This window comes from Microbacterium sp. Kw_RZR3, from assembly GCF_029222405.1.
Taxonomy (GTDB): domain Bacteria; phylum Actinomycetota; class Actinomycetes; order Actinomycetales; family Microbacteriaceae; genus Microbacterium.
This window is the reverse complement of sequence record NZ_JARHXC010000310.1, coordinates 1-6387: the sequence shown is the minus strand read 5'-3', so window position 1 is coordinate 6387 and position 6387 is coordinate 1. Positions and strand designations below refer to the sequence as shown.

Below are 6387 nucleotides of genomic sequence, written 5' to 3'. Positions count from 1 at the left end.
GTGCGACGCGAACGCCTCACACGCTGAGCCGGCGCACGGACCCGGCGCGGACCCGGCGCACGGACCCGGCGCACGGACCCGGCGGCGACGGGCCGCTTCGGTAAACTGGGGGTCCGCGTCATCCGCGGCATCCCACAGCTTTCCCGACCATTGGAGCCACCGTGGCCGAACAGTCCCGCCTCGACAAGGTCATCGCCCTCGCCCGCCATCGCGGGTTCGTGTTCCAGGCCGGTGAGATCTACGGCGGTTCGCGCTCGGCATGGGACTACGGCCCCCTCGGTACCGAGTTGAAAGAGAACATCCGTCGCCAGTGGTGGCAGACGTTCGTCCGTGGGCGCGGCGACATGGTGGGCCTCGACTCGAGCATCATCCTCCCCAAGCGGGTGTGGGAGGCCTCGGGTCACGTCGCGACCTTCACCGACCCGCTGGTCGAGTGTTTGCACTGCCACAAGCGCTTCCGCGCCGACAACCTCATCGAGGACTTCGAGGCCCGCAAGGGCCGCAAGGCCGAGAACGGCCTCGCCGACGTCCCGTGCCCCAACTGCGGCACGAAGGGCCAGTACACCGAGCCGAAGTCGTTCTCGGGCCTGGTCAAGACCTACCTCGGTGTCGTCGACGACGAGTCGGGCTTGTATTTCCTTCGCCCCGAGACCGCGCAGGGCATCTTCGTGAACTTCTCGAACGTGCTCACGGCATCCCGCCGCAAGCCCCCGTTCGGCGTCGGCCAGGTCGGCAAGGCGTTCCGCAACGAGATCACGCCCGGAAACTTCATCTTCCGCACGCGCGAGTTCGAGCAGATGGAGATCGAGTACTTCACGCCCCCCGCCGAGGCGAATGAGTGGTTCGAGCACTGGGTCGAGGCCTGCTGGAACTGGTTCATCGACCTCGGGATCAACCCCGAGAACATGAAGCGCTTCGACGTGCCCGAGGACGACCGCGCGCACTACTCCGCCGGCACGATCGACGTCGAGTACCGCTTCGGCTTCCCGGGCAAGGAGTGGGGCGAGCTCATGGGCGTCGCCAACCGCACCGACTACGACCTCAAGAGCCACTCCGAGGCGTCGGGCCAGTCGCTCACCTTCTTCGACCAGGCGTCGGGCGAGAAGTACACGCCCTACGTGATCGAGCCCTCGTTCGGCCTCACCCGCGCGATGATGGCGTTCCTCGTCGATGCCTACCGCGAAGAAGAGGTGCCCAACGCCAAGGGCGGCACCGACACCCGCACGGTGCTGAAGCTCGACCCGCGTCTCGCGCCCGTCAAGGTCGCAGTCCTGCCGCTCTCGCGCAACGAGCGTCTGTCGCCGCTGGCCCGCGAGGTCGCCGACACGCTGCGCGCGGCCGGGTGGAACATCGACTTCGACGACGCCGGTGCCATCGGCCGTCGCTATCGCCGTCAGGACGAGATCGGCACCCCGTACTGCGTCACCGTCGACTTCGACTCGCTCGACGACAACGCCGTGACCGTGCGCGACCGCGACACGATGGGCCAGGAGCGCATCGGCCTCGACGCGCTCCACGGCTACCTCGCCGAACGGCTGCGCGGAGCCTGAGCCGGTTATGACGGGCTCCGAGGACTTCGTCGAGATCATCCGGGCGGCCGTCGAGGCCGACCCCGGAAACATCGGTCTGCGCGTCGATCTCATCGAGCTGCTGCTGCAGGACCACCTCGACGAGGCGGCCGCGCAGATCGATCGTGTCGCCGAGCAGGGCGCGAACACGGCCACCGTGAACGTGCTGCGGGCGCGGTTGATGGCGGCGCGTCTGCGCGCGGGCCAGACTCCGGATGCCACCTCCGCGGCTTCAGCGACCGACGAGGCCGCGGTGCCCCCGGCTCCGGCCGGCCCCGCCAGCCCGGCACCGCCCTTCGTGCCACCCGCCCCGGAAACGCCGCCTTCGGCCGCGGCGGTCCCTCCGCGCGCGTCACCCCCACCGCCCGCCCCGGCCGACACCACCGCGAGCGACCCGCCCCTGCTCCGGGTCTCGGCCGATGAGGTCGAGAAGCCGGTGTGGGACGTCGAACGGCCGGCCGTGACCCTCGCCGACGTCGCGGGGCTCGACGAGGTCAAGCAGCACCTCAACGGCGCCTTCCTCCTTCCGATGCGCAACCCCGAGATGGCGCGCATGTTCGGCAAGGCCGCGCGCGGAAGCCTCTTGATGTACGGCCCGCCGGGCTGCGGCAAGACGTTCATCGCGCGGGCGATCGCGGGCGAGCTCGAGGCGAACTTCGTGCACGCGACCCTCGCCGACCTCGTGCGCCCGCACTTCGGCGAGACCGAGCAGGCGATCCACTCCCTCTTCGAGGCGGCGCGCAAGGCACGGCCGTGCGTGGTCTTCATCGACGAGTTCGACGCGATCGGCGGGCGACGGACGTCCGGCGGGTCGTCGTCCCAGTACCTGCGGATGTTCGCCAGCCAGTTGCTCGAAGAGTTCGACGGGGTGGATGCCGACAACGACGGGATCTACATCCTCGCCGCCACCAACCGCCCGTGGGATGTCGACCCGGCGCTCCGGCGTCCGGGACGCCTCGATCGCACGGTACTCGTGCTTCCGCCCGACGAGCCCGCGCGCGTCGCGATCATCGAGAACACCCTGCGGGACAAGCCCGTCGCCGCGGTCGACGCGCGCGAGGTGGCGCGACGCACCGCCGAGTTCTCGGGTGCCGACATCGCCTATATCGTCCACCAGGCGATCGAGGCCGCATTCACCGAGTCGGTGGCATCCGGGGTCCCGCGCATGATCGGCACCGCCGATCTCGAGAGGGCGGCGGCGCGGGTCGTGCCCTCCACGCGCGAATGGTTCGAGCAGATCAAGCCCGTGCTCGAATACGGGGTCGACGACGGCACGTTCGGTCAGCTGCGGGCCTACCTCAAGCGCCACCGCCTCTGACATGGCATCCGACCCGATCGTCGAGGCGCGGCGGTATCTCCTCCTCGATGAACCGGAGAGGGCGCAACGGGTGCTCGAGCGCGTGCTCGCGGAGCAGCCCGACCACGGCCCGGCCCTGGCGCTGATGGCCTATGCCCGCCTCCAGACGGGTGCGCTCGACCTCGCCGAGCGCGACGCGCGTCTCGCGTTCGCGCACGCGGAGCTGAGACCGGATGCCGCCGCCCTGCTCGCCCGCATCACCATGACCCGCGACCCCGTCGAGGCGACGGGATGGGCCAGTGAGGCCGTCCGACTCGATCCCGCTCGCAGCGAGTTCCGCATCGTTCTCGCGAGGATCCTGCGCGAGCGTCGGCTCTTCGAACCCGCACGGGTCGAGGCGGAAGCGGCGCTCGCGAACGCCGCATCCGACGATGAGCGGACCGACGCCCTCATCACGGCCTCGTCGATCGCCGTCGTCCAGGCTCCGCGACGCGCGGAGGCGCTGCGCCTCGCCGAGGAAGCGGCCCGAATCAATCCGACCGATCCGCGGGTCGGGCAGATGCTCGCCGCCGCGCAGGTCGTCAACGGGCAGCGTGCCGCGGCGATCCGGACGGCGCGTCGGGTGCTGAGTGAGAACCCGCTCGCACGCACTCCGCCGTATCTCGCGCAGGTGGCCACGGCTCTGATGGTGCGCCAGCTGATCGGTCTCATCACGATCGTGACGGCGCTCGTGCCGTTCTTCACCTTCGCGATGTTCGCGCAGGCGCTCGGCGCGTCGACAGGCTCCCGCCTCGGGGCGGCAGTGGGGCTGGTCTGCACCGTCGTGATCGGCGTCGGGACCCTGAATCCCCTGCGCGATCGCGCGGTGGTGCGGGCGATGTGGCTGTTCGCGCGCCAGCGGGCGATCGAGGTCGTGTCGGTCGTCACCGTCGCGGTGATCGCGGTGGGCTACCTCGTCGTCGCGTTGACGGGGTTCTTCCCGCTCATCGCCGTGCTGCCCTTCCTCTCGGTCGCGGTCTGGACCGTGCACGAGGTGAAGCTCACGCAGCTGCGTCCGCCCGCGTCGTAAGGGCCGAGGGCATTTCAGCCGCCCCGCCCCGGGCGAGACCGCGGGCCGTGCCGCCCGACGCCGACAGACGCCCGCGAGCGCCCCTGACAGCGCCGTGTCAGCGCCCCCGCCCCCGTGACAGGAGCGCGACAGCGCGCCCGGCGCATCCTGTCGTCATGACCACTTCATCCACCCGCTCTCCCGCGGTCCGAGCCGAAGGGCTCGTCAAGACGTTCGGCTCCAACCGGGCCGTCGACGGCGTCGATCTCGTCGTCGAAGCCGGCACGGTCTACGGCGTGCTCGGCCCCAACGGCGCCGGCAAGACCACCACCATCAGCATGCTCACGACGCTGCTGCGCCCCGACGGCGGCCGCGCCGAGATCTTCGGCCACGACGTCGCCCGCGAACCGCACGTCGTGCGCCAGCTCATCGGCCTCACCGGGCAGTTCGCCTCGGTCGACGAGAAGCTCTCGGCCACCGAGAACCTCATGATCTTCGGGCGTCTCCTCGGCCTCTCCCGCGCCGACGCCCGGCGCAAGGCCGCGGAGCTGCTCGAGGAGTTCGGCCTCACCGAGGCGGCATCCCGCCCCCTCGCGAAGTTCTCCGGCGGTATGCGTCGCCGGCTCGACCTCGCGGCATCCCTCATCGCCCAGCCGCCGCTCATCTTCCTCGACGAACCGACCACGGGCCTGGATCCCCGCACCCGCGGACAGATGTGGGACACGATCCGCCGGCTCGTGGCATCCGGATCCACCGTCGTGCTCACCACGCAGTACCTCGACGAGGCCGACCAGCTCGCCGACCGGATCGCGGTGATCGACCGCGGACGCGTCGTCGCCGAGGGCACGGCGCTCGAGCTCAAGGCCTCGGTCGGGCAGGCGTCGCTCGTGCTCCGCCTGCAGCCGGGTTCCGACCTCGAGACCGCCCGGGCCACGGTCGGACGGGTCCTGGATGCCACGGCCATCGTCTCTCCGGAGGCGGCGCGCCTCACGGTGCCGATGTCCGACCCCGATCAGGTCACCGACCTGCTGGTGGCCTTCCGAGAGGAGGGTGTGCACCTGAGCGAGTTCAGCGTGCAGCAGCCGACCCTCGACGAGGTCTTCCTCACCCTCACCGGCACCGGTGTGCCCACCGACGACCGCCCGGCGCACGAGAACGCCGACGCCCTGGAAGGAGTCCGCTCATGAGCGCCCTCACCCTCGAACGCGACCTGCCGCGCACCGCGAGCCTCGCGCAGACCGTCCAGAACACCCTCACCATGGCGGGCCGCGGTCTGTTGAAGATCCGGCGGACGCCCGAGCAGCTCATCGACGTGACGCTGCAGCCGATCCTGTTCACCCTGATGTTCACGTACATCTTCGGCGGCGCGATCGCGGGCGATGTGCAGAACTACCTGCCGATCATCATCCCCGGCATCCTCGTGCAGACGGTCATCACGACCTCGGTCGTGACCGGGACGCAGCTGCGCGAAGACATGGACAAGGGCGTGTTCGATCGATTCCGCTCCCTCCCGATCGCGCGCATCGCGCCGCTGTCGGGGGCGCTGCTGGCCGACACGGTCCGCTACGCGATCGCGACGACGCTGACGTTCGCGATGGGCTTCGTCATGGGCTTCCGTCCCGAGGGGGGCCTGTGGGCCGTCGTCGCGGCGGGACTGCTCGTCATCGCGTGCTCGTGGGCGATCAGCTGGATCTTCGCGTTCTTCGGGGTCATCGCCCGCAGCGCATCGAGCGTGCAGGGCATCTCGATGATCATCCTGTTCCCCCTGACGTTCCTGTCCAACGCGTTCGTCCCCGCGGACACGATGCCCTCGTGGCTGCAGTGGTTCGTCAACGTCAACCCCGTGTCGCACCTCGTGACCGCGGTCCGCGACCTGGTCAACAGCGGCACGGTCGGCTCCGACGCACTCATCTCGCTCGTCGGTGCGGCGGTGATCGTGGCGGTGTTCGCCCCGCTCACGGTGCGCGCCTACATGCGCAAGGCCTAGCCGACCGGGCTTCAGTCGAGCAGGGCCGCGAGGGCCTCGGCATCCACGTCCGACAGGGGCGTCCGGATGCCGGGGCCCTCCGTCGTGGGAGCCTCGGGCAGTTCGGCCAGGCGTGCTCGCGTCCACAGGAAGAAGGGGTCGCGGACATCGGCGGCACCGCGCACGGCGGCGGCGCGGGCGAGGGCTTCTTCGGCGCGGGAGCGACGCCCGGTCGCGGCGTTCCACCCGGCGATCGCGAGCAGGACCGTCGCGACGATCGGGAAGTCCCGTGACCGGGCCGCGCAATCGAGCGCTGAGCGGAGCGCGTCGCGGGCCTCGTCGTGCCGGCCGAGCAGCAGCAGCGCCTGCGCGCGTTGCGCGTCGCGCCACGCGACGACCTGATCCGGGAATCCCGGCTCGAGAGCGATGCGCTCCACTGATCTCAGCGCCTCGGCGCCGTCCCCGGCGGCGACCGCGACGGACGAGCGGGTCATGGCCGCCTGCGCGA

The 6387-nt window shown here is 70.6% G+C and carries 5 protein-coding genes and 1 pseudogene; 5 read left to right on the top strand and 1 reads right to left on the bottom strand.

The window, feature by feature from the left end:
- Positions 1-161: 161 nt before the first annotated feature.
- The 5 genes from P2P98_RS17230 to P2P98_RS17210 all read left to right on the top strand — a co-directional run bounded on the left by P2P98_RS17230 (position 162) and on the right by P2P98_RS17210 (position 5900).
- On the top strand, positions 162-1550 hold the full coding sequence (locus tag P2P98_RS17230) for a glycine--tRNA ligase (RefSeq protein ID WP_275801489.1): 1389 nt from the start codon (positions 162-164) through the stop codon (positions 1548-1550).
- A 7-nt stretch (positions 1551-1557) separates the two neighbouring features.
- Complete coding sequence (locus P2P98_RS17225; protein ID WP_275801488.1) at positions 1558-2886, top strand: AAA family ATPase; 1329 nt, start codon at positions 1558-1560, stop codon at positions 2884-2886.
- Position 2887: 1 nt separating this feature from the next.
- The gene (locus tag P2P98_RS17220) at positions 2888-3934 is read left to right on the top strand and encodes a hypothetical protein (protein WP_275801487.1); all 1047 of its coding nucleotides are present in this window, start codon (positions 2888-2890) and stop codon (positions 3932-3934) included.
- A gap of 155 nt (positions 3935-4089) precedes the next feature.
- Positions 4090-5100, top strand: coding sequence for an ATP-binding cassette domain-containing protein (locus tag P2P98_RS17215; RefSeq protein ID WP_275801486.1), 1011 nt, complete (start codon positions 4090-4092; stop codon positions 5098-5100).
- Positions 5097-5900 (top strand): ABC transporter permease, encoded by an 804-nt coding sequence (locus tag P2P98_RS17210; protein ID WP_275801485.1) that lies wholly within the window; start codon positions 5097-5099, stop codon positions 5898-5900. The genes P2P98_RS17215 and P2P98_RS17210 overlap by 4 nt, the downstream gene beginning before the upstream one ends.
- Positions 5901-5911: 11 nt before the next feature.
- Here the strand turns inward: P2P98_RS17210 and P2P98_RS17205 are convergent.
- A pseudogene (locus P2P98_RS17205) lies at positions 5912-6387 on the bottom strand (tetratricopeptide repeat protein); the annotation flags it as partial.